The 26,067-nt window shown below is 45.4% G+C and carries 31 protein-coding genes and 1 pseudogene; 12 read left to right on the plus strand and 20 right to left on the minus strand.

From position 1 onward, the window contains the following. Window positions 1-95: 95 nt before the first annotated feature. The gene (locus tag QUB24_RS04335) at window positions 96-242 is read left to right on the plus strand and encodes a hypothetical protein (protein WP_333151005.1); all 147 of its coding nucleotides are present in this window, start codon (window positions 96-98) and stop codon (window positions 240-242) included. 8 nt (window positions 243-250) lie between these two features. On the opposite strand, the pseudogene QUB24_RS33540 reads toward QUB24_RS04335, so the two are convergent. Beyond that, window positions 251-424, minus strand: a pseudogene (locus QUB24_RS33540) (DUF255 domain-containing protein); the annotation flags it as partial. A 1,155-nt stretch (window positions 425-1,579) separates the two neighbouring features. Here QUB24_RS33540 and QUB24_RS04340 point away from each other — a divergent pair. The 5 genes from QUB24_RS04340 to QUB24_RS04360 all read left to right on the plus strand — a co-directional run bounded on the left by QUB24_RS04340 (window position 1,580) and on the right by QUB24_RS04360 (window position 7,532). Then, window positions 1,580-2,269: a PEP-CTERM sorting domain-containing protein gene (locus QUB24_RS04340; protein WP_333151008.1), complete on the plus strand. Its 690-nt coding sequence runs from the start codon at window positions 1,580-1,582 to the stop codon at window positions 2,267-2,269. A 1,220-nt stretch (window positions 2,270-3,489) separates the two neighbouring features. After that, window positions 3,490-4,326, plus strand: coding sequence for a cyanoexosortase A (gene crtA / locus QUB24_RS04345; RefSeq protein ID WP_333151010.1), 837 nt, complete (start codon window positions 3,490-3,492; stop codon window positions 4,324-4,326). Window positions 4,327-5,015: 689 nt separating this feature from the next. Continuing rightward, complete coding sequence (locus QUB24_RS04350) at window positions 5,016-5,888, plus strand: exosortase-dependent surface protein XDP2 (protein ID WP_333151011.1); 873 nt, start codon at window positions 5,016-5,018, stop codon at window positions 5,886-5,888. 144 nt (window positions 5,889-6,032) lie between these two features. After that, window positions 6,033-6,869, plus strand: coding sequence for a cyanoexosortase A (crtA, locus tag QUB24_RS04355; protein ID WP_333151013.1), 837 nt, complete (start codon window positions 6,033-6,035; stop codon window positions 6,867-6,869). 165 nt (window positions 6,870-7,034) lie between these two features. Then, on the plus strand, window positions 7,035-7,532 hold the full coding sequence (locus QUB24_RS04360; RefSeq protein ID WP_333151016.1) for a 2TM domain-containing protein: 498 nt from the start codon (window positions 7,035-7,037) through the stop codon (window positions 7,530-7,532). A gap of 236 nt (window positions 7,533-7,768) precedes the next feature. Here the strand turns inward: QUB24_RS04360 and QUB24_RS04365 are convergent, their stop codons facing one another. From QUB24_RS04365 to QUB24_RS04410, 10 genes are all read right to left on the minus strand, one after another. Then, window positions 7,769-8,788 carry a CHAD domain-containing protein gene (locus tag QUB24_RS04365; protein ID WP_333151018.1) on the minus strand — a complete coding sequence of 340 codons (1,020 nt, stop codon included), beginning with the start codon at window positions 8,786-8,788 and terminating at the stop codon, window positions 7,769-7,771. A gap of 444 nt (window positions 8,789-9,232) precedes the next feature. Next, on the minus strand, window positions 9,233-9,571 hold the full coding sequence (gene petJ / locus QUB24_RS04370; RefSeq protein WP_333151020.1) for a cytochrome c6 PetJ: 339 nt from the start codon (window positions 9,569-9,571) through the stop codon (window positions 9,233-9,235). A 125-nt stretch (window positions 9,572-9,696) separates the two neighbouring features. Beyond that, window positions 9,697-10,194 (minus strand): photosystem II cytochrome PsbV2, encoded by a 498-nt coding sequence (psbV2, locus tag QUB24_RS04375; protein ID WP_333151022.1) that lies wholly within the window; start codon window positions 10,192-10,194, stop codon window positions 9,697-9,699. A 154-nt stretch (window positions 10,195-10,348) separates the two neighbouring features. Further along, complete coding sequence (gene psbV / locus QUB24_RS04380; RefSeq protein WP_333151024.1) at window positions 10,349-10,837, minus strand: photosystem II cytochrome c-550; 489 nt, start codon at window positions 10,835-10,837, stop codon at window positions 10,349-10,351. A gap of 145 nt (window positions 10,838-10,982) precedes the next feature. Then, the gene (locus QUB24_RS04385; RefSeq protein ID WP_006633443.1) at window positions 10,983-11,174 is read right to left on the minus strand and encodes a hypothetical protein; all 192 of its coding nucleotides are present in this window, start codon (window positions 11,172-11,174) and stop codon (window positions 10,983-10,985) included. A gap of 380 nt (window positions 11,175-11,554) precedes the next feature. Next, on the minus strand, window positions 11,555-12,505 hold the full coding sequence (gene accD, locus QUB24_RS04390) for an acetyl-CoA carboxylase, carboxyltransferase subunit beta (RefSeq protein ID WP_333151026.1): 951 nt from the start codon (window positions 12,503-12,505) through the stop codon (window positions 11,555-11,557). Window positions 12,506-12,521: 16 nt separating this feature from the next. Next, window positions 12,522-12,755, minus strand: coding sequence for a hypothetical protein (locus QUB24_RS04395; RefSeq protein WP_333151028.1), 234 nt, complete (start codon window positions 12,753-12,755; stop codon window positions 12,522-12,524). Between the two features lie 63 nt (window positions 12,756-12,818). Then, window positions 12,819-13,034, minus strand: coding sequence for a hypothetical protein (locus QUB24_RS04400; protein WP_333102041.1), 216 nt, complete (start codon window positions 13,032-13,034; stop codon window positions 12,819-12,821). Between the two features lie 61 nt (window positions 13,035-13,095). Next, window positions 13,096-13,926: a prepilin peptidase gene (locus QUB24_RS04405; RefSeq protein WP_333151030.1), complete on the minus strand. Its 831-nt coding sequence runs from the start codon at window positions 13,924-13,926 to the stop codon at window positions 13,096-13,098. 282 nt (window positions 13,927-14,208) lie between these two features. Further along, entirely contained in the window at window positions 14,209-14,469 is a 261-nt protein-coding gene (locus tag QUB24_RS04410) for a hypothetical protein (protein WP_333151032.1), read from the minus strand. An 89-nt stretch (window positions 14,470-14,558) separates the two neighbouring features. On the opposite strand from QUB24_RS04410, the gene QUB24_RS04415 reads away from it, so the two are divergent. Next, on the plus strand, window positions 14,559-16,136 hold the full coding sequence (locus QUB24_RS04415) for an adenylate/guanylate cyclase domain-containing protein (RefSeq protein ID WP_333151034.1): 1,578 nt from the start codon (window positions 14,559-14,561) through the stop codon (window positions 16,134-16,136). 32 nt (window positions 16,137-16,168) lie between these two features. On the opposite strand, the gene QUB24_RS04420 is transcribed toward QUB24_RS04415, so the two are convergent. From QUB24_RS04420 to QUB24_RS04445, 6 genes are all read right to left on the minus strand, one after another. Beyond that, the gene (locus tag QUB24_RS04420) at window positions 16,169-16,411 is read right to left on the minus strand and encodes a YgiT-type zinc finger protein (protein ID WP_333151036.1); all 243 of its coding nucleotides are present in this window, start codon (window positions 16,409-16,411) and stop codon (window positions 16,169-16,171) included. A 4-nt stretch (window positions 16,412-16,415) separates the two neighbouring features. Beyond that, the gene (locus tag QUB24_RS04425; RefSeq protein WP_333151038.1) at window positions 16,416-16,739 is read right to left on the minus strand and encodes a DUF4258 domain-containing protein; all 324 of its coding nucleotides are present in this window, start codon (window positions 16,737-16,739) and stop codon (window positions 16,416-16,418) included. A 177-nt stretch (window positions 16,740-16,916) separates the two neighbouring features. After that, complete coding sequence (locus QUB24_RS04430; RefSeq protein ID WP_333151040.1) at window positions 16,917-17,426, minus strand: N-acetyltransferase; 510 nt, start codon at window positions 17,424-17,426, stop codon at window positions 16,917-16,919. Window positions 17,427-17,659: 233 nt separating this feature from the next. Beyond that, window positions 17,660-18,724, minus strand: a complete 1,065-nt coding sequence (locus tag QUB24_RS04435; protein ID WP_333151042.1) for a tetratricopeptide repeat protein — start codon at window positions 18,722-18,724, stop codon at window positions 17,660-17,662. An 81-nt stretch (window positions 18,725-18,805) separates the two neighbouring features. Beyond that, window positions 18,806-19,069, minus strand: a complete 264-nt coding sequence (locus QUB24_RS04440) for a hypothetical protein (protein ID WP_333151044.1) — start codon at window positions 19,067-19,069, stop codon at window positions 18,806-18,808. Window positions 19,070-19,160: 91 nt separating this feature from the next. Further along, entirely contained in the window at window positions 19,161-19,454 is a 294-nt protein-coding gene (locus QUB24_RS04445) for a hypothetical protein (RefSeq protein WP_333151046.1), read from the minus strand. 261 nt (window positions 19,455-19,715) lie between these two features. Between QUB24_RS04445 and QUB24_RS04450 the strand changes: the two genes are divergently transcribed. Beyond that, a complete protein-coding gene (locus QUB24_RS04450) occupies window positions 19,716-20,648 on the plus strand; it encodes a LysR family transcriptional regulator (protein WP_333151048.1) in 933 nt (310 codons plus the stop codon). A 154-nt stretch (window positions 20,649-20,802) separates the two neighbouring features. Here the strand turns inward: QUB24_RS04450 and QUB24_RS04455 are convergent, their stop codons facing one another. Next, window positions 20,803-21,126, minus strand: a complete 324-nt coding sequence (locus tag QUB24_RS04455; protein WP_333151051.1) for a hypothetical protein — start codon at window positions 21,124-21,126, stop codon at window positions 20,803-20,805. Window positions 21,127-21,186: 60 nt separating this feature from the next. Continuing rightward, the gene (locus QUB24_RS04460) at window positions 21,187-22,122 is read right to left on the minus strand and encodes an AraC family transcriptional regulator (protein WP_333151053.1); all 936 of its coding nucleotides are present in this window, start codon (window positions 22,120-22,122) and stop codon (window positions 21,187-21,189) included. A gap of 176 nt (window positions 22,123-22,298) precedes the next feature. Between QUB24_RS04460 and QUB24_RS04465 the strand changes: the two genes are divergently transcribed. From QUB24_RS04465 to QUB24_RS04480, 4 genes are all read left to right on the plus strand, one after another. After that, window positions 22,299-23,066 (plus strand): SDR family oxidoreductase, encoded by a 768-nt coding sequence (locus QUB24_RS04465; RefSeq protein ID WP_333151055.1) that lies wholly within the window; start codon window positions 22,299-22,301, stop codon window positions 23,064-23,066. Window positions 23,067-23,152: 86 nt separating this feature from the next. After that, the gene (locus QUB24_RS04470) at window positions 23,153-23,578 is read left to right on the plus strand and encodes a nuclear transport factor 2 family protein (RefSeq protein WP_333151057.1); all 426 of its coding nucleotides are present in this window, start codon (window positions 23,153-23,155) and stop codon (window positions 23,576-23,578) included. A 21-nt stretch (window positions 23,579-23,599) separates the two neighbouring features. Further along, window positions 23,600-24,481 carry an NmrA family NAD(P)-binding protein gene (locus QUB24_RS04475; RefSeq protein ID WP_333151059.1) on the plus strand — a complete coding sequence of 294 codons (882 nt, stop codon included), beginning with the start codon at window positions 23,600-23,602 and terminating at the stop codon, window positions 24,479-24,481. A gap of 104 nt (window positions 24,482-24,585) precedes the next feature. Continuing rightward, on the plus strand, window positions 24,586-25,323 hold the full coding sequence (locus tag QUB24_RS04480) for an SDR family oxidoreductase (protein WP_333151061.1): 738 nt from the start codon (window positions 24,586-24,588) through the stop codon (window positions 25,321-25,323). Window positions 25,324-25,398: 75 nt separating this feature from the next. Here the strand turns inward: QUB24_RS04480 and QUB24_RS04485 are convergent, their stop codons facing one another. Further along, a complete protein-coding gene (locus QUB24_RS04485; RefSeq protein ID WP_333151063.1) occupies window positions 25,399-26,049 on the minus strand; it encodes a Uma2 family endonuclease in 651 nt (216 codons plus the stop codon). Between the last annotated feature and the right edge of the window lie 18 nt (window positions 26,050-26,067).

Below are 26,067 nucleotides of genomic sequence, written 5' to 3' on the forward strand. Positions count from 1 at the left end.
ATCATTTGCGAATTTCTTACTCCCTCCCCTTACTAAGGGGAGGGTTGGGGTGGGGTAAAAAATTTACGACTCCTGCAAGGATTGATATACCAGCAGTGCACGAGTTTGATTGGTCGCTGTTGATTTTACGAAGGTGGGGATTGCGATTGTCGCTGAATGCTGGGAATGTCGATCGAACTGAAGGGAAAGAGTACGAACAAGCGTTTGGGCGGTGGCGGTTGAAGAAACAGGTGGGACAGTGAAAAGCGCTTTTTATCGATATAAAGTGCGAATTCAGGTATTGGACGATCGCCCGATCGCAAAATCCTTCCCCTTCCATCACCCTACATTAGTGGCAGCTAGAATAGCCAATTGACAGAAAAATCGGTTTATTTTCCGTCCGGGCCCTTTATAGGGCTTCGTCGCACCAGGCCAACCAGTCGATCGAATTTTCGACCTGTTTTCGCTTTTGCTGGCTAAGCTTGTCATATTATGTCCGATCGATAACCCCTAATACGCTAGGGGCTCCCCTCACCAACAATACCTGCCAATAATTGACAATCCCAAAAACCCGCCCCTTGTATCTTAAAAGAGTGAGACGGTAGACGCAGGGCTGTTTCATTCTCTTGTAGGGGCAATCCCCCCGTGGTTGCCCCAATCCCACGCCCCGTTGCCCCAATCCCGTGACTGCCCCAATCCCGTGGCCGCCCCAATCCCACCAAATGCCTAACAAATCCTGGATGGGTGGGCATTCTTGGCACAACCCGTACAAAAAGCTGGTTTTCCGTAGGGGCAATCCGACCCCTACTCCCCGTGGTTGCCCCGAAACAGCCCTGACGGTAGAGGCGTTCGGAAAACTATGTCCCTGAAAGTCGAGTCCTCCCTTTAGTCTGCCAAAGTTCCGGTGTCACAGATAATAACGAGCACCGAAACCATTGGTCTCTAAATTGAGATGTTGCACCATGATCAACAAGCCTGTTTTGGGGGGCCTCTCCTGCCCAACCCCCACTCCCCACAAGAAAACTCATTCTTTGTGGAACGGGCCCCAGATCCCGTTCTTGATAATGGTGCAACATATAAGTCTAAATGGCGCTGGTTGCTGAATCCGAAAGCGAGAATCGACGCACCGAATATAATCCAAGATTTTGTCCTGAGTTATAGCCCACATTCCGCAGCTTCAACTGTCACTATCGGTTTTTACTTATTTTTACCCAGCAATCAAGCTCTCACTTAAATTTTTATACGTACATTCACGGATAAAAAATTTCTTAACGGCAGAATTTAGAGCTTAAAAAGAGTTTTATCAGTAATTATGCTGGGTGACACCCCAGTCTAGGGAGCTGAGTTATAGCTTTTTAAAAGAGAGAGAAGTCAGGACTAAAATCCGGGTGGCAGCACCCCTATTTTTTGATGCACGCCATAGGAAATAGCTAGCTAGAAGCCCTCAATTTAGGCATTTTGCCTAAATCCCATCAGCGGATTCTGAATCTTCATCGAATCTTTATCAAAACTACTTGCATTAACTTGTGCTTTGCTTTAGATTGAATATGTGAAGGAAAAAAACCTGCTTCCAGTCAACATAAACATAAAGGTGTCAACCATGAAATTCAACTTAAACTTAGTCAAATCTATTTTAGCCGTTGCCGGTATCGCCGCTGTTAGTGGAGTCTCCGCCGCACCTGCCTCCGCCATCAGCTTGGCACCTACCTCCTTCAGTTTTAGTAATATCACTGGTGGCGCTACGGTTGGAGACAATGGTGTTAATGACTTTAGCTTTACTGTTGCACAGAATGGCTTAAATAACGTTCTATTCAATATTTTCAATAAAACTCAATCCAATGACGGCAGGTTTATTGGTGGAGTTTACTTTGACACAGGTTCTAATACCAATTTATTGAGCGCCTTGGCCATTAATGTTCGTAATACCGGCAAGGTTGAGTTTGATAATAAGGGAGGTTCTAATCTGCCACAAAGTGGGAACCTTCGTGATTGGTCTACTGATTTTTTCGCTACGACAAAGGGTGCGGCGTCTAACGGTGTTCAAAAGAATGAGGCTTTGGGGTTGAGTTTTAGGGGAGATTATAGTAAAGTAGTTTCCGAGTTGAATAAGGGTACTTTAAGATTAGGGTTGCACGTCCAGACGATTAATGGCGGTAGCGATTCTTTTGTCAGCAGCACTAGCAACACTCAAGCTACTCCTGAACCTTTAACAATGCTGGCTGCTGGAGCCGCTGTTGGGTTTGGTACTATGTTCAAAAAGCAACGCGCTCAAGCTCAAAAAGCTGAATAGGCGATCATTTGAACTCGTTTTCGATTCTGGCTTGATGCCAAACTGATTATTTTCTGTTCGAGCTAAAAACCTGGTTTCACCAAGAAACCAGGTTTCTTAGTATCTGATAGGGCGCAGCCGTGAAAACCCCGGACTTTTAAGGCGAGATGAAACGCAGTTGTAGCATTACCGCTGTTATTAATATCTATAATTGAGTCCTGGGAATCAAGTGGATCAACTAGGCATTGAAACATCTTAGAGGGCGAGCAATCCCTGCAACGGACTAATCCGAATTGATGCGGCACAGTTCAATGGCGAATAATCGCTGGATGGGTGGCGTAATTACAGCACCCCAGGGTAGTGGTATTGAAGGTCAAGTCGCCCCTATACAGCGCATTTAACAACTACCGTAATACCATTTTTCTAAAGATGTGCTATGGATGAAGTCTTAGCCCCCCCGCGGGAGGGGGGGTTGGGGGGGTAATATCTAGCGCTACTTTATGAAATTGGTATAAGGCTGTTTCTTAATAATTTCCGCTCTAAATACACTGAGATTTTTGAAAAGGAGATAAGCTGTTACGCATTTAAATTGGAAAATCGGGACAGGCTAGAAGCCCGTCCCACAAGAGTTTTATTGATTTTTGACACACAGTTTAAATGTAGAACAGCTTAATCACTATTGATCCTTGCTCGAACTCTAACTCGCTCAGCCGTATTTACTCGAACCTCAGTGTCACACCCTGCGCGGTGCTAATTGCGTCTACTCTCAAGAAATCCCAGCCTCATTGAGGCTACTTATTTTTAATTTTTGTTGATTCACTCGCTTTTTAGTCTTTGCTTACAGGGGCCAAGTAAGCAAGCGCTAGGCATCCAACCAATCATTTCGAGTAGCAGTCTTTTCAGTATCTGTGCTAGTGCTGAGCTATGGGTTGCCTCTGAGTTTCACCATTCATCAAATTCCAGAGTGTCTACTAACCTCATCTCAAAGATTTACGGCGATTAAAATCCTCCGAGTCCTTTCCGTAGGAGGGTTTCAAGCTAATGAGTTGTCCACATCCCCCACTATTTTTATGATATGATCTAACAATAGTCTGGACTGTTTTTAGTTCGTAGTCTGAAACCATCGATTTTTCGTTGGTACTTGGATTGCCACATCGCCGAGAAACCCTTATTCTACGGTTGGCCATCAAAAACAGTCCGCAGTATGGCTCTCCTCAATCAACTAATAACTAATATCTAAAATGTTCAAGAGAAAAATTTTTTGGCTCATCATTATCGCCACAGCCTTAGTAACTCTGAATATGACACTCCTGTGGAAAGTGGACGATGTTGCTCATTTTTGGATGAGTATAGTTTTTTGGTTCGCTGTGGGTTCCCTGCTTTGGGATAACCAGGATATTCTCAAAAAGAGTGAGATACAAAGTGACCTATTATCGAGAATAGCAGGGACGCTATTAATCGCTTTTATTTTATTTAAAAGTGCTGTGGTTTCCAGTAAATTAGATCCTTTTTTAAGACTTGCACCTTTTTTGTCTGGTTTAGGTTTGAGCCTACTTGCGGTAGGTTATCAGAACTTAAAACTATATTGGCGTGAATTGGTAATACTATTTTTTCATGGCACCCCCAGTGTCATTACGTTACCTTTAGTGCCTTTTATTACCTCGCTTACTGCTAAATTTGCTTATTATTCTTTGTGGTATGTCGGTTTTGATGTAACACGTGAGGGTAATTATGTTGCTTTGCCAACAGGAAGGGTGTTGGTAAATGGGGGTTGTTCGGGTATAGAGGCAATGAATTACTTATTAGGTTTAGCTGTAGTTTGTTTGGTGATGTTTCCTACTAAACAAAATAAGGCTTTGGTAATAGGTGTCGCTGTCCTTTTTGGTTTTATTATTAATGTTTTTCGAGTGGCGGGAATGGCTTTGTTAGTTGCATCTAAGCGCCTAGATTTGTTTAAATATTGGCATGAGGGTGAAGGTTCTTTAGTGGTGGGAATGATTGCGGTGATTTTGTTTGGGATATTTTATCAATTTATGTTGAAACGAGATAGCAAAATTAGTCAAAGTTCGGCAAATTAATTAGTTTAAAGTTGAGGTAATATAGCCTTTCTCAGAAAGATGAGGTACGACTGGGCATAGGGCATAGGGCATAGGGCATAGGGCATCGGGCATAGGGCATAGGGCATCGGGCATAGGGCATAGGGCATCGGGCATACCTCACTTTTTTGAGAACTGCTATATATCGGTTATACGAATTTTTTATGAGGCTGCATAGAATCAGATCCCCCCTAGCCGCCCTTAATAAGCCGGGGACAAGATGCCACTCAAAGTCTCCCTACAACCAGGGGGATTTAGGGCGATCGAGATACAGCAGATTCCACGTTGATGAAGTACACCCGTCAAGCGATCGATCGCTGTAGGGAAACGGCACTGCCCTTCTTCGTGTCAACTTAACGTCAAACCCTGCCACAGACTTTCGCTAAATCAACAGCTTAATTCTCAATAGGTCCGACAATAAAAACTTTCAGGGTTTCTTAATAAGAATGGATAGTTGAGGATTATTCGATCAAATGGTTACACCGTATAAGTTTTACTGCTTTTCACATGACCTGAATCCTTACTAACTAAGAGCCTGAACCTGGCTAGTGTGAAGTAGCCGTAAAGCATTTATGAAGATTCTACTAAAACTGACCTCTAGGGTAACAATCATCCAAAAGTAGTACATAATCAAGATATAGCGAATCGTCACTCACTGAGAAGTAATTGCCATGAATACCAAACTATTCCCCACCTTGGCTACTCTTGCTGCCACTTTAGGCATGATTGCAGTTCAATCACCAGCTAAAGCCTTTAATTTTACAACTAACTTGACCACTTCCGGCGTTCCCGATGCTAAAAGCGATATTTGGCTAAAGTCAGTTACATACGGCGGTAAAACAACTAGCGATTTTGCCTTCGTCAACGCTGTAAAGATCATCAACAACACGCCGATCAAAAGTGGTTTAGACCCAAAGAAACAAACGAGCAACCCTGAAGATAAGACAAAAAATAACGACAACAGCGGTGCAGCCAGTACAGATAAAGGCGATAAAGCCAGCTCCCCAATAGTAAATGGACAAGCAGTAGATGTATCGGGAATTAAGAACCCAACTGGCGGCGAAATGGCTGCTTACCTGGGTAACAAAAACCTTAACAACATCATTGACACTGAAGATGAGGGTTCGTTTAAACTTAACTTATCGTTTACTAAAGCAGTAGCGAACTTGTTTTTCTGGGAACGGGGTATGAATAGCACCATCAGAGTTCAAGCTTTGGATGCTATGGGAAACACGATTGGAAAGCTCCTGAATCTTAATTCCGGCAGTTGGGGACAGGCTGGATACAGTATTAACACCCAAGAAATTGACACTACTCAAAAAGTAGGCGCATGGGGCGTTAGCTTAGCAGATTTGGGAGTGAGCGGCCCGATCGGCGCTATCCAAGTCAGCACCCTCGGCTCACCGGATAATGGCCCTGACTTTAAAGTAATAGGTGAAACTGAAGCTACTCCTGAACCTTTAACAATGCTTGCTGCTGGAGCCGCTGTTAGTTTTGGTGCTATGTTCAAAAAGCAACGCGCTCAAGCTCAAAAAGCTGAATAGGCTATCCTTTTAACTGGTTTTCATCATGGCTTGACGCCACACTGATTATTGTTTCATAACTTTAAGAACCTGGTTTTCCTAAGAAACCAGGTTTCTTAGTGTTTTAGGGCAAGAACGTGAGATCAACTAATAACTAATATCAAAATGTTCAAAAGAAAACTTTTTTGGCTAATCATTATCGCCACAGCCTTAGTAACTCTGAATATGACACTCCTGTGGAAAGTGGACGATGTTGCTCATTTTTGGATGAGTATAGTTTTTTGGTTCGCTGTGGGTTCCCTGCTTTGGGATAACCAGGATATTCTCAAAAAGAGTGAGATACAAAGTGACCTATTATCGAGAATAGCAGGGACGCTATTAATCGCTTTTATTTTATTTCAAAGTGCTGGGGTTTCCAGTAAATCCGATCCTTTTTTAAGACTGGCACCTTTTTTGTCTGGTTTAGGTTTGAGCCTGCTTGCAGTAGGTTTTCAGAACTTAAAACTATATTGGCGTGAATTGGTAATACTATTTTTTCATGGCACCCCCAGTGTCATTACGTTGCCTTTAGTGAATTTTGTTACCTCGCTTACTGCTAAATTTGCTTATTATTCTTTGTGGTATGTCGGTTTTAATGTAACACGGGACGGTAATTATGTTGCTTTACCGACAGGAAGGGTGTTGGTAAATGGGGGTTGTTCGGGTATAGAGGCAATGAATTACTTATTAGGTTTAGCTGTAGTTTGTTTGGTGATGTTTCCTACTAAACAAAATAAGGCTTTGGTAATAGGTGTCGCTGTTCTTTTTGGTTTTATTATTAATGTTTTTCGAGTGGCGGGAATGGCATTGTTAGTTGCATCTAATCGTCTAGATTTGTTTAAATATTGGCATGAGGGTGAAGGGTCTTTAGTGGTGGGAATGATTGCGGTGATTTTGTTTGGGATATTTTATCAATTTATGCTGAAACGAGATAGCCAACTTAGTCACAGTTCGGGAAATTAATTAATTGCAATTTGGGGAAATATATCGGTTCTTCGATTTCCCCTCCCATAGTCAGGAGTCTCACTCAAGTGTCCGGGTGTTGAAATCCGCCAATGTCACTACCTGTCGTTTAACTGCGTCTATATCTATCATAGAAAGGATGTCAGGAATTATAGGAAACTTGTTATGGCAACCAATGAAAGTCAAATAAGTCAAGTTTACGGTTCAGAGGATGCTCAGGGTATTTTACAGCTTGCGATCGCACGCCGACAAGATGAAGGGGAATTATCCAGAGTGCAGCTTTTCGAGATTGCAGCGGAATTGGGCATTTCCGAACAGGATATTGTAGCGGCGGAACAGCAATGGTTAGCAACTAGAGGAGAATTTCAAGAAAAGCTGGTTTTTAACTCTTACCGTCGTCGCAAATTGCAGAAAAATGTGACAAAGTACGGCATTATCAATACTTTTTTAGTTTTGTTCAATCTAGCAGGTTCGCACGAGCTTTCTTGGTCACTGTTCATTTTACTAACCTGGGGATTAGGATTGTCGCTGAATGCTTGGAATGTTTATCAAACTGAAGGCGAAGATTACGAACAAGCATTTCAGCGGTGGCGGTTGAAGAAACAGGTGGGAGAGTCGATTGGTACTGCGACGAATAAGTTTATGAAGTGGTTGCAGTCGTGATGTGCTATGGTAAAAAACGCGATCGCCCTTTCTTTTACTTCACACTCGTGAAGTAATTCGGGTTTTAACTCGTTACTGGAAAGAATAATTGTTAAGGTTTTTTCTTGAACCTCTCCCCAAGAGCGATCGCCCTTTATTGAGTTATACAATGAAGGACACTGCAAGGCCGTGTCCCTACAAATATCCCTCTTTTAGTCCCTCCCGGCAGTCGATCGCATTCTCTGGGCCCGAAAAACCTAACTTTCCTGGGGCAACTTTCCGTTAGCAGCATCTTCTACCACAGGATGAATTAAAGCCGATCGAAAACCTTGCCGAATTTCCGAATTCAAATATCTGCGTTGCAAAACCTGCCATTTTTGCCAAGCTGCATAGCGATTTTCGGCCAACAAACCAGCCAACTTCGGCAACTCTTTTTTCAGATCGCGATCGACAAAATCTGTCAGAAACTCGCCTAAAACTTCACTGTCTTGAATATCGCCCAAACATTCCTGAATAGCTTTCACATCTTCGACATAAACTTCGTAAGTCTCGCTGTAAAAATCCCCAAACAGATTCATCAAATAGCGAACCCGCTTCGCTTGCTTCCGCAAATCGTGCAGAATAGTTCCCTCCGCTGCTAACTTCTCTTCGACAGCCTCAGCATTCAAATCCTTAGCAATTTTAACTTTGCCATCCTCATATTCTGTACCCAACAGCCAAGCCGGATGCAGGAAAAACTCGCTGACTTGAGGTAACAGTAAATCCGGCAAAACCTCAGCAATTGGCAAATGTTCGATCGCCTGAAACTTCGGTTTTTCCAGCCAATCCTCGATCGACTGCTTCAGCGATTCGTAGCTTTTGTGCTCTAAAATCGCCCTCACCCCTTTCAAAGCCCGGTGTCGCTGTTTGAGCAAATTCAACAAAGCCTTATCCAAAACTTCCTGTTCCTCAGTCGGCAAATTCGGGTAATAGCGGTTTTGGAGACTTTCGAGCATCACATCCAAATCCCTGAGCGTTCCCAGAATCCGCCCCACCTTACCAATTTTGCCTTCAGAAGCCTCTTTTGGCAAGTCTAAAACCGGAGCAAAACCAGTCACAGCCGATCGCAAACGTCTCAATCCCACGCGCATTTGATGAAGTTCTTCCGCGTCTTTGTCTTTGAGAACTTCAGCCTCGTGCGCTAGACTTTTGCGGAAATATTTCTCAATCGCCCCAGATGCAGCGTCTCCGAGAGTTTTAACTTGAGTTTTAACTTTGGCTGATGTTTTTACGTTCATGGCAGGTGTAGATTCCAGATCCCCGATCGACTTTAATTTGGATTTCAAGGCTTTGCTAGTAAAGGGTTTACATCCTAGCACACAACCCCAATTTATGACTGGCTTCCATACATGAATCTTAATATTAGGTGCTTGACAGTTTATACAAAGTCAGCATTTAGCAATCTCAAATCTTTAAATCTTCAAATCTTCAAATCTTCAAATCTTCAAATCTTCAATTCTTCAATTCTTCAATCCAAAATCTAAAATCTAAAATCTAAAATAAAATGTCCCTCCCTCGCCCTTGAACTCATAAAAATCGGATTTCTGACGCGCTTTCCCAAATAGGTTAAGATCGCTGCAAACCGATGTTTATTCGCCAAAGGGTGAGAGAGGGTGCGATCGGGAGGACAAGTTTTAAATTAAATCAAGCCCGCCCAGCTTGTCCGACTTCAAAAAAGCAGTTTAGCCTTTCCAGTCTTTCTCAGATTGCTCGAGCACGTAGGTTGCTACATCCTCGATTTGGTCGGGCTTCAAGCGGCCGGCGAAAGCAGGCATAGCATTTTTGCCCTTAGTTACCTGAGTGGTAATAGCTTCCAGAGAATTCATGCCGTACTTCTCAAGAGCAGTCTTTTTCAAGGTTTTCTGGGCCATAACCACGTTGCCGCCACCGATGTGACAAGCAGCACAGTTCTGGCTAAAGATTTTAGCTCCTTTAACAGCATCACCTGCCAAAGCAGGGCGACCAAAGCCGACGGTAAAAATTGCGATCGCTAACAGGGCGATCGATAAGAGTCTTTTCAACGCAGTTCTCCTCTAATGGACACGCAAAGGGTGATTCTTTAGATATTTTACCTGTTAAAACAGGCGCGATCGCGCAGTCGTATCGCCTTCTTCCGAGTAATTTACCACTTTTTGGCAGTAGCAGTTCAACTCTCAAAATTCTCCACGCCCCAGCCCGGAGCTTTCTGAGCAGCCCGGATCACAAAAGCCGCTAAATTTTCAATCTCAGCCTGTGGCATCCAGGTTTCCGGCACTTGGCGGCACCAAAAAGTCTCCTCAGTACCGTCATAAGTCATCGGTTCTCTCAGATACGCCACCAGACTATTGATGTTGTTGCGGGGAGGCGTTGCCCCCTTGAGGTCAGCCAAAGACAGAGATATCGTCGGATCGGGCAAATTAGCTCCTCCGACGTGACAATTCAGGCAATTTTGCTCAAACAATACCTTACCCGCAGACAAATCCTGAGCCGAAAACAAGCGAGTATGTCCCTCAGAGTCCAACTCCAGAGCCACAGGTTCGCTGGCTTGTAAATACCTATTCACATAAGAATCGGCAGCAGCCAAAACAGGTTGAGGAGCCAACAGCACGGGCAAAATAATTAACATCCCCAACAGAAAGCAGACAAAAGCACCACGACGCAGCATGAGGGACTACAACCTTTTGCGAGAATCAATGAGCCGGAGGTAAATTTTAGATTTCAGATTTTAGAGCGAAAAACGACCAGCCAGCAATTATTGCCGAACTTCAGCCATCTCCCAATCCAAAATCCAAAATCTAAAATCTAAAATCTAAAATCGATTAGCGAGCGCCTTTGCCACCAGCCCACTGCTTGGAGACAATTTTTGGCTGCAACAGAATGTGACCGGCAATCGCGTACAAATCGTCATCCGAGAGATTTCTCATCTCAGCGAAAATATCCGCACTCTTCATGCTCGGATGCAGTTCCGAAATTTCCTCAAACCCGTCATAAGTGGTGGGATTTTTCATAAAGTCCACCAGCGACTCAATATTATTCCGGGGCGGGTTGGCCAAAGCCAGAGTTTCCGGGCTCAAATTCACGTTCGGGTCAGTTTTTGTCATGCCTGCAGCGTGACATTGAGCGCAAGCCGAATTGAACAGGCGTTTGCCTTGCTGAACTTGTTTGAGGCTCAGCACCACTGGAGCACCGTTGTCATTCAAAGGCACAGTGCGAAGTTCAGGACTCAGTTCGACAGCCATCGCACTGCTGACAAATAACTGAAAGCTCAAGAATACAGCGGTCAGAGCAATGAAATATCTTTTAAGCATGGTTCTCCTTAAAAAAATCCGGCAAATTATTGAACGCTAAGAGATCATACCGGGCAAACAGATTTGTGTTCAAAATTCCCTGATTCTGCGACAACTGGCGAAAGTTTGTGCAGCCATACCTTTAAAGGTAGAGGAATTTTGCGCTCTAATCTGCAAGAAGTTTTGAGTCGCGCCTTTTTTCGAGAGTGGACATAATTGCCTTAACATCCTCCAAAGCCAAACGGGTTTGAGGGTGCTTGTAGGCAATTTCCAACTCATCGCACAAGCGGATCACGTCTTCAACAGGGACGTTGAAGTCCTCTGCTATTTCTGCGATGGACAGGTCTGCAAAACCCATAATTTTTAGGTCGCTGACAGGTCAAAATTGAGTTGACGGCTATTAACTGAAAGCCGGACAATTGTAGAAAGCGCTGTTAGCTTGTTCTGTTAGTTTGTTCTGAGATTTTGTTCTAGCGCAAGCTAACTAACCGCTAACTGCGACTAGGCATTTTTGCCCAGCCTAACTTCAGGACCAATCAACTTCCGATCAATATCATCCCACTGCTGGGTCGTTATTACCAATAGGAGTTGCGCGGGCGGGGCTCAAAACCCGGTGTCTGCGTGAACGTCTCGTTAACAAACTCAATATTTTTGGTAGAAGCCTGGTTTTGAGCATTTCCTCAGAAATTTCCCTCGGTGCCCCGGACTCACCAACAGACAATCCTCCGGCGCGGCAGCTTAGGGAGAAAGTTTGAAAGCGTGAGTCTGCGGGGGCAAAGCGTGGCTATCGCTGCCATTGAGGGCGGGAAATTCCGAGTCTGCCAAGAAAGGCTGTGGCTGGTGGAGGCTGATGAGCTGACCAAGAGTTTTCTTTAATTGAGTCCGGGGTACAATCAAGTCTACAAAACCGTGGGCGAAGGAGTATTCGGAAGTTTGATAATTTTCCGGCAGCTTTTCCCGCAGAGTTTGCTCGATTACCCGGCCGCCCGTAAAGGCCACAGTAGCTTTTGGCTCTGCAATTATAATGTCTCCCAGCATGGCAAAACTGGCGGTGACGCCGCCGGTGGTCGGGTGGGTCAAAATCGGGATGTAAAGCAGTCTCGCTTCCCGGTGGCGTTCCAGAGCCCCGGAGATTTTAGCCATTTGCATCAAGCTGAGCATTCCTTCTTGCATTCTTGCACCACCGGAAGCGCAGACAATGATTACGGACAAGCGTTCCCGCGTGGCGTGTTCGATGAGGCGAGTCAGCTTTTCTCCGACTACTGAGCCCATGCTGCCGCCGATGAACTGAAATTCCATGACTCCGAGGGCGACTGGCAAATTTTCTAGTTTGCCGATGCCTGTTTCTACGGCGTCTAGGTGGCCTGTTTTTTCTTGAAATTCTCGGAGTCGATCGCTATATTTTTTTCGATCGCGAAATTTCAGGGGATCGGTGGCGTGCAGTCCTTCGTTAAGGGGCACCCAGGTATTGGGATCGATCAACTGCTCGATGCGATCGTCACTGTAAACTCTGATATGATGCCCGCATTCCAAGCAAACCATTTGATTTGCTCGCAGGTCTTTGGTATAACTCAGGGCATCGCAAGCTTCGCATTTATTCCAAAGTCCGTCCGCAATTTCTCGTTCCGGCCGTTCTTGGGAGTTCGGTACTGATTTTCGTCGATTTGCAAACCAATCAAATAGAGACATTAAAACTTGGTATTTGTTAACTGTTGACTGTTGACTGTTGACTGTTGACTGTTGACTGTTGACTGTTGGCTGTTGGCTGTTGACTGTTGACTGTTGACTGTTGACTGTTGACTGTTGGCTGTTGGCTGTTGGCTGTTGGCTGTTGACTGTTGGCTGTTGACTGTTGACTGTTGACTGTTGGCTGTTGGCTGTTGGCTGTTGACTGTTGACTGTTGGCTGTTGTTATTTGTGAGTTGTTAGCTGCTACCAATAACTAATAACTAATAACTAATAACCAATAACCATAACAACAGACAATAAACAACAGACTTGACTACTGACTATTGTCCTCTTCAACTGGACTGATGAGGAGCCATGCTGTTCGCTGGTGTTGTGGGAGAACTTGCAGGGCTGTAGCACTTCCAGCCCCGAAATAAGATGCTATGCCCAAGTCTACAATCCGGGCCGGGATTTCATGAGCAGCTAGGAGCTGCTGCATTAATTCCGCTTCCCAACGAAAGCTAGTAGTTGTAAGTGTAATCCAAGACACGGAACAATTTTACCAATTTTTGAGACAATATTATGTTCGATCGCGCCTGACTACCTGCCGATCAGAAACTAAAATTCGGGAAAAACAACTGCCAGTAACTAGATAAGATCGCTTCGCCCCACAGAGCAGTAATTGCTGTACCGAGAGCCAGAAACGGGCCGAAAGGCATGGGTTGACGCCGATCGAGCAAGCCGAGGGCGATCGCCCCGCCACCAGCAAAAGCCCCGGCGACACAAGCAATAAATCCCGCTAGCAGCAAGTATTTCCAGCCCAGCCAAGCTCCCATCAAGGCAGCCAATTTGGTATCTCCGGCCCCCATCGCATTCTGCCCCAGCCCGATCGTCCCGGCGAGTCCGATCGCGTCAAACAGCCACAACCCGACAACTGATCCGGCGATCCCATCGAGTACCAGATAGTGTATCGAGTCGATCAAACTAAATGTCGGCCACAAACCTTTCGCCATTTGGAAAACCAATCCGAGCACCAAACCCGATCGAGTTAAAGAATTAGGCAAAGTCATTGTATCGCAATCAATCAAAGACAAAGCCAACAGCCAGCTAAACAAAGCCCAAAAACCAAGAGTTTGCACTGTTACGCCAAACCGCCAAAAGATTAGCAAAAATAGCAAACCCGTAGCTGCTTCCACCAACGGATAGCGGGCCGAAATCCGACTGCGGCAGTGATTGCAGCGGCCCCGGAGCCACAGCCAACCGAAAACGGGTATATTTTCGTAATTTCTGAGTTGATTTAAACATTTGGGACAGCGAGAAGGAGGGTTGATCACCGACAAACCCGCAGGCAACCGATAGACTACCACATTTAGAAAGCTGCCAATAGCCGATCCGACAATAAAGACGATCGCCATGACAAGGCAATTAAAGATTATTTCCATTAAGTTGACTGTTGACTGTTGACTGTTGTCTGCTGACTGTTGTCTGCTGACTGTTGTCTGTTGACTGTGGTTATTTATTAATTGTTAGATTGTATTCGGTCAATTATCCATAAGGTTTGTAGTTAGGACTAAACTCCTCTTTAAATTTTAAGGACTAAAGTCCTCACAGCTTACCAACCGAAGTATTGGGCCTTGGGCCTTGTACATTGGGCCTTGGCGATTTGAACTAATGACTAACAACTAATTACTAACAACTAATGACTAATAACTAATGACTAATGACTAATACATTTGAGATTCAATTTCGTCAAAAGTAACAAAACGTTCACCGGGCAACAAAACGGGCTGCGAAGCAAAAATTACCTGACCTCGATCGCTTCCTTGACTGACAACTACACCGGCCGGACGCTGCATCTGCTCGGAATGCACTTTCAGATACATACCATAGGCCGATCGAGCAGCTCGGATCAAATCGGGAGCTAGCAAGCTGTGACGTTCGGAAGTTTCTCTAGTGGGTTGTGGGTTTGGCTGGTATGGAGTCACTGGAAACTTATCATAATGGTATAAAGTCGAGCTATTGGTGTTGCCTCTACATTGATAGAACTTACCCTTTTTTTTAAGAATAAACTTAGGTGGAAATTATTAATAGATTAACCTACAATCCTCCCTTAGCTGCGATCGAACTGCGGCTGCGATCGCTCCTTTCCGCCCAACTGTACGCTGCTGCGTGGGTAGATCCGTCCCCCGCAACGCTAATGGGGGTTTTCGAGCATCTGCGAACTCTGCGCTACATCCTCCACGACTATGTGCCCAGGCCCGTGTCCGAATCTCCGCCCAATCCGGGCGAGGTGCGCTACCAGTGGCAAACAGGCACCTTGCTGTTCACGGATTTGGCAGGGTTTACCTCGCTGTTGGAAGCAAATGCAGCCCAGGGGCGCAAGGGAGCTGAAAGCCTGCTGGGCGTGATTAACGACTATTTTGCCTCGATGATTGAAATTGTCAGCAAATCGGGCGGGGATTTGCTGGAGTTTACCGGAGATGCGATGCTGGTGCAGTTTCTGTCAGGAATTCACCAAGAGGATACAGCGAGGGCGGTGCGGGCGGGTTTGCGGATGCAGCGGGCGATGGCTGAATTTGCCAATATTGAAACGGCGCGGGGTGTTTTGTCTTTGAGGATGCGGGTGGGCATCCACTGCGGCCGGTATATTAGTGCTGACATTGGTACCCCGCTGCGGATGGCTCACGTACTGCTGGGGCATTCAGTCCAGCAAGCCAAGCAAGCTGAGGGTTCTGGGACTGTGGGGCGGGTGTGTGTGACTGAAACTGCTAGAGAGTCTTTGGGAGAGCAATTTCGTTTTGAACCGGGGAAACAGGGTTATTTTTTGGTGACGGACGATTTCACGGACGATCGACTCGGAGAGTATGATATCACTTTGACTGGGCGGCGGATGCCGAGTTCGGTATTGCTCGATCGCAGCGTTGCGGGCTTGGTAAAAGAAATCGGGGAAGCTGTGAATCGGCTTGAACCCCTTGCTAGTTATATTCCCAAAACTATCCTGAGACTGCTGGTGGAAAATGCAGACAGGCGGAAAATTCCGCCGGATTTTCCTGAACCGACGGTGATGTTTGTCAACTTGATAGGTTTACCGGAGTCTGTGGAAAAAGCTTCGCCGGAGGAAGAAGTCAATCTGGTAGTTAGTTATTCTCGGGTGTTTGCGTCGATCGATGCTGTAGTGTCAGCTAAAGGGGGCGTGTTGCAAAAAGTAACGGCGCACTTAGATGGTTCGGATATGCTGATTTATTTTGGCGTGCCCGACGCTCACACGGATGACGCCAACCGCGCGGCTAGTGCGGCGATTGCGATCCGAGATCTCATTGCAGGTTTGCCTCTGGTAATTATCGCGGGTGAAGAAATAAAAGTAAGCTGTCAAATTGGGCTATCCCTGGGGCCGGTGTTTGCTGCTGAGGTTGGGGAACCGCGAGGGCGCAGGGAGTTTAATATCCTCGGCGATACGGTGAATACGGCGGCTCGGTTGATGAGCAAGGCGGGGGAAAACCAAATTTTGATTGGTGAAAGGGTGTGTGAGTCGATCGAGCTAAACTTTATTTGCGAGGCTTTGGGATCTGTTGCTCTGAAGGGGAAATCTGCTCAAACTCCGATTTTTGCTTTGCAAGGTGCAAAAGGGGAGAAGGGAAAAGGGGGCGTTTAAATAACTTGGCTGGGCAATAGTTGTGCCGCCCTTTATGCTGATTCTAGATGACAAACTGGAATTTGTTCGGTTCTTTCAGGCAATCTCGCTCCAGTTGCGACAGCATGAACCGCATGAAGAATATCGGCTGAATAGTATCGATTGCCACAGTTATCACAAACACCGATAGTCACATTTTCAAGAATTACAAATCCATTTTTATGTTTGAATGCCTCGCGCTTGACAGTGCGGGGTTGAACAGTTCCTTCGCAATACTCACATCGGTATCGATACATAGGATTAGGCCTCAAGTTCAGTGACTTCATAAACCGTGATGATTAGATAACGTCCGTTACTAGCGAAACGTCCAACCACTCCAACAGGTGTTTGTCTATCCAGTGCAGTCCCCACTACTACATATTTTGTACCTCTGGGGTCGCCTTTTTCAACCCGGATAATCTGACCGTTGAGAATCGCCTCTTCCACATCCAAGATGGTCAACAAATCCTCCGCCATTTCTTCCATTGCGTGGGCTGACATATCGTACTGGCGCAGGCTGAATTTTTCTCTGATACGGTTAATATCGTTGGGAGGCACTGGCTGATTAATGTTATATCTAGGCAATGATACCAAACCCTACCATTTTATACCATTTATAAAAATTTTTGCTACAAAAGGAGTGTTGGGCGGAGTGAAACGGAGGGTTGTTTGCACGAACGAGAGTTTGTTAGGTGCAAAGCTGTAAGATTGTCCATATTTCTTTGGAGGTTTTTCATGGCGACGCACCCTACGACTACTTCGTCACTCGCATAGACTAAACTCCGATCGATACTTCACCGTTCCGCTGCAATCCTGCAAGGCTCCACTTTCTAACTCCAACACCATAAACGCTTCATCGGGCACATCATATTCACATTTTAAGCTCTTTCTACTAGCAGGAATGAACCCAAAACGCGGATAAAAATCTGGATGACCAAGCACAACCACTGCCTGAAATCCAGATCGTCCGCACTCTTTTAAACCTTCCCGAATCAGCAGCGTTCCTATACCTTGCCGCTGATAGTTGGGTAGAACTGCCACTGGCGCCAACCCTAGAATCGATAAATTCCTAGAACATTTTCCTTCCACGACAACCGGACTGAAGAAAATGTGTCCCACAATGCGATCGGATTGTACGGCAACGAAGGAAAATGTAGATGCAATTCCCCGCAATCGATCGACTAAGTTAGCCTCATTTTCTCGCCCGAATGCCGCAATATTAATGTTGCGAACAGCTTCTACATCTTCTGGCTTTTCGGTACGGATATCCATAGCTTAGATTAAGTGTTGTGCAGCCACTCTGGCAGACGAATTACTACAGAAACTGTTTCTATCTTGCGATCGCGATATTAATCAAATTATAGCGCCCCTGAAGCCTTTTTCCTCTTTATGAGCTATATATTTTTGGCAACCAATTATACAACGACTTGCAGATGAATACCCAATCGTCGCCAAAGTCGATCGCTTCCAATCTTTACGGCCGATGCGGAACCGCTTAACTCTCCTTATTGCGGTACAAGCTGACTGGAAGACAATCGCTTAATGCCCTCCATCGCTGTAGTTTCTCCGGCTTTGTCACCGCCCTCACGAGCAATTTTTAAAGCTTCCTCGTAGGATTCTAGAGCTTGAGCATTTTGACCGAGACTTTCATGAATTGCGCCCATATTGTTGAGCAAGCGTCCGATACTTGTCTTGTCGCCGATTGCTTCTAACATCGGTATTGCTTGCTGAAAATAGATCAGCGCTTGAGTATCTTTGCCGAGTTTGCGAGAGGTAAGTGCCATGTTGTTGAGGAGGCGGCCGACGCCAGCCCGGTCTCCGATTTCCCGGCGAATTGCTAAAGCTTGGTGATAAAATTCCATCGCTCTATTAAAGTCGCCGATGTTGTAGTAGACGCCGCCCATATTATTGAGGGTACGGCCTAAATCGCGTTTATCGCCGGCGGCCGTGCGAATCGTTCGCGCTTGCTGGTAAAATTCGATCGCCTTGGCGTAATTGACCTGTTCTGCGTACACTGCCGCGATGTTGTGGAGGGATTCTCCAATTTCAATTTGGTCGTCGGTAGTTTTGGCAAGTTCCAAAGCTTCTTGGTGCAGTTTCATCGCTTCGGAAAAATTGTCCCCAATCCGGTTGACGAAACCTATGAGATTGAGAGTGCGCGCGGTACGACGCCCTCCGCTGATTTCTCGGTGAATGACTAAAGCTTGCTGCAGAACTTCCAAAGCTTTGGGCCTCAAACCCATTTCGCCATAAACTTCCCCCATATTGTTGAGGGTTTCTCCGATTCCCGCTTGGTCGCCTAGTTGCTTGCGGATTGCCAAAACTTGCTCAAAAGTCTCGATTGCTTCTCGAAACAAACCCTCGCGGTGCTGTTTTACTCCTGTTTCAAAGAGTTCGTCTGCTTGCGTTTTGGGGTCAGTTGCCTGAGCGTGCTCGCTTGCTTGGGCGCGCCTCGCATTTATAATTGGGGCATAAGCCCGGGCGTCTGAAATTGCCAGCAAGCTGAGTGCGGGCGATAACACAATACTTATAGCTGCGAGATAGCTGAAGTGGTAAGAGCGGCGGTGCACCGATCGAGTCCTCCAATAGCTAAGTGATAACTATTAAGATAGAGCTTTTTGGGGTGTTCCTGCCAAATTTTTTCTCAATCTCTAGGTTCTGACTGGGTTTTTGTCTTGCCAGACTGCCATAATCAGCGGCTTATTGTTGAGAGCGGATATGACAGCAAAGTTTTTGCTGGGTGGAAGCGATACTTTTTCAGAACTTTGCAAGATGATGTCCTGTTGGTCAACCGTGATCCAAGCAATTCCTGACAAAACTTGAATTTCTCGATGAGTTTGAGGCAATCTGTATACCTCGTTTTCCATCAGAATAATGCGATCTGGCGCTGCACATTCGGAAGATATTTGAAGCATAGCATCTCCTACTTGGTAATTGGTAATTGCTAATTGGTAATTGCTAATCGAGGACTGTATTTCACTTCATTTCTACGCAACCCACACACTACTATTGGCAATAACGCCGATCGATCCAAGCGCGCATTTCATCATCCGTCGCCACGCAGGTAGAACGACCAGTCGCCCGATCGCAACCGTGCCACCAAGTGTTACCATAGCGATCGCACGTCTGCCAAATTCTCAGTTCGTCCTCACTAGAAATGAGGTAGAGCAAAAACTGCCCTATTTTTTTTATAGCTGAAAAGAGAGATAGCCCTTTCGGTTTTTCGGATGGTTTAGCTCGATCAGCCATCAAAAAAAACATCATGATTCGGGGGTTGATCCGACTGTTGTAAGTAGACATAGCCAACACCTTAAAGTGATGACTTTTACAAAAATTGCACCACTAAAATTACAAAAAATAGCTTGCGACTGTAATAAATTCAACGCAAGTACAGCACAATATTGTTGTCGTGCAAGCCCTGTAAAAGTCTCTCTGTTACCTGATAAATTAACCTTAACTCTGCGGCAATTAACAATCAAAGCATTGCTTGCATAGGTTGTATGAATAAAATCGATATATCGAAGCCCTTGTGACAATTTGCGTACTACTGGCACAAACGCTATGAATGAAATCAATACGCGGCGGATGAAACTCTCTCAGATTCAAGCTTTGATAGCTGTAGCAGACTGTGAAAACTTTAGCGAGGCGGCTTTGCAATTGGAACTGTCCCAATCCGCCGTCAGCCACGCCATCGCCTCTTTAGAAACAGAATTGGGAGTACAATTGTTCCACCGGGGGCGACACGGTGCTCAACTGACGCCGGTGGGGGAAAGGGTAGTGAGTCACGGGCGTCAAATAGCCTGCGCCTTAGAAATGATGGTCAAAGAAGCGGATTTAGAAAAAGGTTTGCAGGGAGGCCAGGTACGGATAGTTACTTTTCGGAGTGTCGCAACTCATATCCTACCGGGTATTATTGCTAAATTTCGCAGTTGCTTTCCCAAAATTACGGTCAGCATTACCGAAGTTTATTATACCCAAGCTGTGGAAGAGGCTTTGCGATCGGGCAAAGCAGACATCGGCTTTGTCTCTCTTCCCATCTCCGATGAATTTGAAACTAGAGAAATTTTGCGGGATAAATATGTTGTGTTGCTGCCGCCAACTGCCAAATTGTCAAGTGCTAAGATTACCTGGAAAGAATTAGCGGCTTATCCGTTGATTTTGCAGCCGGTAGAAAATTCTTGTTCTGTACCGCTGCGAAAATATTTGACAACTTCGGGGTTTCCCTTAAATATCGCTTACGAACTCAGCGAAGATTCAACTATTGTCAGTATGGTGATGCAAGGTTTGGGTACAGCAATTCTTCCCCGTTTGGCTGCGGAACCGATACCTCCTTCGGTGAAAGTTTGCAGTTTACCGGCGGATTTTGAAAGGGTAATTGGGGTGGCTGTTTTGAGGGATGGGTTGTTGATTCCGGCCGTGTTTGCGTTTTTGGATTTAGTTAAAAGTGGCGCAGAGGTTGATAGTGAGGGTGAGTTTCCGATTAATCCTTCATGAAAAACCTAAGTCAGTTGTTATTGGTTATTGGTTAGATTGGGATTTTGTTACCGCAGATATCAGCGGATGGACACAGATGAACGCGGATGGGATTTTATCTGCGTTCATCTGCGGTTTAAAAAAAATGGTCTAAAATAGTACGATCGCTGATTGCCTATTTCATGCGCTTAGCTACAAGACTAGAACTATCGCCTTGGTGGAATTTGATTCGACCGTCTACCGAGTTTTTATCCTTTAATTTGAGCCAACCGCTACCAGATGCAGGATCGTTCTCGTCATTACCATCCCATGTAAACTCAAATCGCTGATCTTTTCCATCTTTTACGACTTCGCCGTCAATTTCACCTGATACTAAACCGAATTGAAATTCTCCTGAACCTGTTTCATCAATCTCGATATAGGCTTCAACTTCCATGTCCAAGTAATCACTATCCCACATTGCCATCTCTGTGATCCGCCATTTACCGCTATATTGCATTGCTTTCATCCTCCACTTGTGTTAACGGTCACAAAACCAATATAGTCGAAACAGTTACGCTCAAGCAGTACGCAAACGCTCAATATCTTTAATCGGCGGCGCACCGAACATCCGAGAATATTCGCGGCTGAACTGTGAGGGGCTTTCATAACCCACCTGATAGGCAGCATTTGCTGCATCGGAGTTTTCGGCAAGCATCAGGCGACGTGCTTCTAATAGTCTTAATTGCTTTTGATATTGAAGTGGACTCATCGATGTCACTTCCTTGAAATGGTAATGGAAAGATGAAGGAGACATATTGGCTTGTCCTGCCAAATCCTCAACACGCATCGGTTTTACAAAATCAGTTTTAATCAGTTTGAGCACCTCAGCGATGCGCTGCATATTGCTGCCAGATGTTGCGATTTGGCGGACAGCTTCGCCTTGCTCACCGATTAAAAGACGATAATAGATTTCGCGGATAATCATCGGTGCCAGGATAGGGATATCCTGCGGCGTATCCAAAAGTCGTGTCAGTCTGAGGGCGCAATCGAGCAAAGGTGCATCGGCGGTGCTGACAAACAAGCCTCTAACAGAGTTTTCTTTCTTATTCGCACTTGGCTTGGTTTGGGCCGTAATAATGTCGCAGAGTTGACGGGGGTCGAGATTTAGTTTAAATCCTAAATACGGCTTATCAGGAGTGGCCTCTACAACAAATCCGCTCAGGGGCAAATCAACTGAAATAACAAGATATTGAGCCGCGCCATAACGATAGGTTTCCTCCCCCAGCAACGCTTCTTTTTGACCCTGAACGATAATGCCGAGAATAGGTTCATAGACACCATGTAGTGGGGTGGAAGCAGAAGATTCTCGCGTAAATTCTAGCTGATCTATAGCTGTTGTATGAAAACCGTTCCCCTTGCCTTGGGTGTGCCGAGTTAGCAATGCCGCCAGTTCTTGACACTGATTGCCGATCGCATCTTGGTTGATTACTTGGTTGAGCATTTCAATCGCCATGCTAGTATTTTGATTGATTTAACCATTTCCTTTTGCTCATCATAGAGCATCTTGAGCCATTCCTAAAAGAGGGCTTTGGAGGATTAGGCAATAAATTGCGAGGTCTGTGTATTCAAAACCCTTACTTTTACTCATAGGATGAACACATCTGAATGAAACAGTAAAAGGATAAGGCAATGACCAAAGACAAGACAAAAATCGCATTGGTAACAGGGGCGAGCCGAGGACTTGGCAAAAATACCGCTTTGACCCTTGCCAGAAAAGGAGTAGATGTTATCGTGACTTATCACAATAGCGATGAAGAAGCCAAAAGCGTTGTATCTGCGATCGCCGAAATCGGAGCTAAAGCCGTTGCACTGCAACTGGATACTTCAAACACTAAAACCTTTGACGGTTTTGTGGAACAAGTCAAGCAGTCACTTCAAGATAAATGGCAGACAGAGAATTTTGATTACCTCGTGAATAATGCTGGTGTTGGTGTTCATGCGTCTTTTGCTGATACCACCGAAGATGATTTCGATCGATTGATGAATATTCATGTAAAGGGCGTTTTTTTCCTCACGCAGAAACTTCTGCCTTTGATAAATGATGGAGGACGGATTGTCAATATTTCGTCTGGACTTGCCCGTTTTGCTCTACCGGGCTATGCAGCTTATGCAAGCATGAAAGGAGCGATCGAAGTTTTGACCCGATACATGGCGAAAGAACTGGGACACAGACAGATTGCTGTGAATGTGGTAGCCCCAGGCGCAATTGAAACGGATTTTAATAGCGGTGCGGTGCGTGACAATCCTGAAATTAACAGCTTTATCGCTTCGCAAACCGCCCTAGGTCGCGTGGGTCTTCCTGATGATATTGGCGGTGCGATCGCCTCTTTGCTATCCGAAGAAAACAGATGGGTGAATGCACAGAGAATCGAAGTCTCTGGCGGTCAGTTTGTTTAATTCAAACTAAGCTCAACAGAAGGGACAGAAATAGGAGATTTCGAGTGAGAGCCATTCAATTTTAAGGTGAAATAGAAGAGGAAGATATGACTACACAGCTTTTGACCGACCATCTCGCACTGATTGGCAAGGATACCGAAGCTTGGATAAATTTATTTGCTGAAGATGCAGTTGTGGAATTTCCGTATGCTGCTGCTCTGAATGCGCCAGAACGATTGGAAGGCAAATCTGCCATCTACAACCACATGAAAAAGATGGTGGCACAGATGCAAGATTTAGTATTCACGAATGTTCGCGAATATCAAACATCAAACCCTAATGTTTTACTTGCCGAGGTTCATGGAGAAGCCGACATCCTCGCCACAGGTCGCCACTATCAACAAGATTATGTGATGCGACTAGAAACCAAGGATGGAAAGATCGTTCACTACCGTGAATACTGGAACCCTGTCCCCGTTATTGATGCAATGGGCGACACCCAAAAATTGCGCCAATTTTTCAGCCGAGGCTAATACATAAAAGAGAGGAAAGCTATGAAAATTGTCATTGCAGCCGCATCAGGCAATATTGGACGACGTACCGCTGAGAAAGTGATACAAGGTGGAGCCGAAACCGTTCTTTTGGCAAGACATCCAGAGAAATTAGCCGATCTAGTTGAGCGAGGTGCGACAGTGAAGCAAATTAGCAGTGACGATCCTCAAGGATTGAGCGAAGCAACACAAAATGCAGATGCTTTGTTTTGGCTGACTCCACCGAAACTCGACACGCCAAGCTTATCCAACTGGTACATCCAGACAGCAATGGCTGGAGCCACAGCAGTGCGTGAAAACGGCATTAAGCGAGTCGTCAATATTTCTAGCATTGGTGCAGGTGCAAAACCAAATTTAGGTACAGTCTCATTCGTTGGTGATGTTGAATCGATTTTCAACCAAACCGGAGCCAATGTACTGCATCTGCGTCCCGGCTATTTTATGGAGAATTTTCTAAGTCAAGTCAAGTTGATTCAGCAAGACCATACCGTATACTTCCCCTATGCCAGCGACCATGATCTTCCGTGGATTAGCACTGACGATATCGGCGATGAGGCTGCAAAATATCTACTCGACGATCGTTGGGCAGGTAAGTGGACTCGTAATTTGATGGGGCCAGAAAATTTAACGATCTTGGAAACAACGGCTATTCTTTCACAATTGCTCGATTGCCCGATAGAATATGTGCAAGTGACAATTGAATCTATCCAGCAGCAACTGGCATCGATCGGAGCAACACCTGATGTACAAAAAGAGTTAGGGAAGCTGTTTATTGCCCTTGGCGATCCTGACGGAATTTATGCGACTGCTCGAACCCAAGAAGCGGTTACACCAACGACATTAGAGCAGTTTGTAAAAAACAAACTACTTCCCAATATCTGCTGAATGCCTTGACATTGCTAGGAGGTTTCAATACTGATGGAAGTCATTTATATCACCACCGTAACAAAAACAAATTTCCAGTAACATCACAAAAATAGGAGATTTCAATGTCGAACTTAAATGGAAAGGTTGTCATCATTACTGGAGCCAGTAGTGGAATTGGGGAAGCCACAGCCCGTATGCTCGCTCATCAAGGCGCACGAGTGGTTTTAGGCGCACGTCGCACCGATCGCCTAGAAGCGATCGCCAAGGACATTCGTGCGGAGGGTGGAACAGTCGAATACCAGGCTCTCGATGTGACGCAACGCAGTCAAATGGAGGCGATTGTTCAATTTGCCCAGAAAAAGTTCGATCGCGTAGATGTCCTGATTAACAATGCTGGCATCATGCCCCTATCCGCACTCGAACAACTGAAAGTTGATGAATGGGATAAAATGATTGATGTCAATATCAAAGGTGTTTTGTACGGCATCGCGGCGGCACTTCCTGTCATGAAAGCACAAAAATCTGGTCAGATTATTAATCTTTCCTCGATCGGCGGACACGCGGTTTCTCCTACTGCTGCTGTTTACTGTGCTACTAAATTCGCCGTTGGAGCAATCTCAGAAGGCTTGAGACAAGAAGTTGGGGGCGACATTCGGGTGACGGTGATTTCTCCTGGAGTAACGGAGTCTGAGTTAGCCGAGAGCATCACTGATGAAACTGCAAAATCGGGAATGCAAGAATTTCGCAAAATATCTATTCCTGCTGCTGCGATCGCGCGATCGATTGTATTTGCGATCGAACAACCTGACGATGTTGATGTTAGCGAAATTATCGTCCGACCAACAGCCAGCCCTTACTAACGAAACAGGAAACTTCTCTCTTGAATATACGCTGTGATGAAGCTCGTAATCTGGTGACTGCCAATGCCAAATTCGCTAGTTAGATTTCGCTATCTCTCTCACCCAGTTGCGGAAATTAACCTCGGCTTCTACCTCATCTAGCTGCGCTGCGGCTAAAAATTCGTATAGCTTGGACTTGGGAAGTATCGCAAAAGTGGGGCTGACCGATACTTCCAAATACTCATCGTTCTCTAGCTTATAAATTCGCCATTCTCTACCATTGTAACGCCAAAATTCCGGTACTCCCATACTGGCATAGAGAGCCGGCTTGTTAATATCAGTATGGGTGATATCTATTTCTACTACTAAATCTGGTGGCGGATCTGTGGCTAAATCTACTGTACGACCGGCTACAAGGGGCTGATTTTGAATGTAATAGGCATTATCTGGTTCTGCACCCCGCTCTAAGTCCGATCGATCGAGGGTTGTCGAACCCATTGTTTTAATCTTCAAACCTAGCTCTACCACCAAAATTTGAATCAGTCGTTCGATTAAGCGTGCTGAAAATTCGTGTTCTTCTAAAGGGCTGGTTATTTCTAAAATCCCTCGATCGAATATCAATGTAGTCGCTCGTTTATCGCCCAAAATCTTGAGCAGTTGTTGGTAGCCCTGCCAACTAATATTTCTAAACACCACTCGCTTTTCGCCTATGAGTAACGGTGGTGCGATCGGCGCAACAGAAATCATATGTTTTACTTCTAGCTA

It is taken from the genome of Microcoleus sp. B9-D4, assembly GCF_036705105.1.
GTDB lineage: Bacteria > Cyanobacteriota > Cyanobacteriia > Cyanobacteriales > Microcoleaceae > Microcoleus.